The organism is Duganella levis, from assembly GCF_009857605.1.
GTDB lineage: Bacteria > Pseudomonadota > Gammaproteobacteria > Burkholderiales > Burkholderiaceae_D > Rugamonas > Rugamonas levis.
The window spans coordinates 1-692 of the sequence record NZ_WWCT01000084.1 but is presented as its reverse complement, the minus strand read 5'-3'; the positions used below and the strand labels follow the sequence as shown (position 1 = coordinate 692).

Sequence of the window (692 nt, the reverse complement as noted above, 5' to 3'; positions counted from 1 at the left end):
GGCAGCCGCCGCCGCCGCTCCCGCCGCTGCGGCCGGTGCAGCGCCGTTGGCGCCCGTGCTGCTATTGCGCTGCAGGTAAGCGCTGGTGACCGAGACGATCTGCGCCGCGCGCACCGAGTCGGCCACGGTGCCGGTCAGGATGACGGCGCCGCCGGAGACGGTGATGCGGATCTCTTTTTCAGTCGGGAACAACTGGTCGAACTGCTGGCGTAGCGCCACCGTGTCGAGGCCGACGACGATGTCGATGATGGTGGCCTGGTTGGCCTTGTTCCAGACGATCAGGTTGGTCGTGCCGGTGGTTTTTCCCAGCAGGTAGACTTCGTTCGGATTGATCAGGATAACGTCGGCCACGCGGGCGTTGCCGACCGCCAGGCGGGCCGCCGGGAACGGCAGGTGCATCAGCGTTGACTTGCCTTCCGACAGGGCGATCTGGGCGCCCAGCTCGACACTGGAAGTCTGGCCCGGCGCGGCCGCCGGCGCCTTGACTGCGGCCGCCTGGGCTGGCGGCAGTGCCAACGTGGTGGCCAGCAGGACGCCGAAGACGGCAGGATGGAGTACGGTCATCAATCAGTCTCTCTGGTTATCTTTAAAATTGTTGTGAGCTGCGGTCCAGGCCCTTGATCACTTCTATCTTGTCGCCGGCGGGCTCGCGCGGGGCACGCGGGCGCGGCGCCGCCGCAGCTGGCGCTGGC

General features: G+C 67.5%; 1 protein-coding gene. It reads right to left on the bottom strand.

Translation table 11 applies throughout. The features are described 5' to 3' along the window. On the bottom strand, positions 1–564 hold a 564-nt coding region (locus GTP69_RS30840; RefSeq protein WP_202424645.1), incomplete at its 3' end, for a pilus assembly protein N-terminal domain-containing protein. Positions 565–692: the final 128 nt, after the last annotated feature.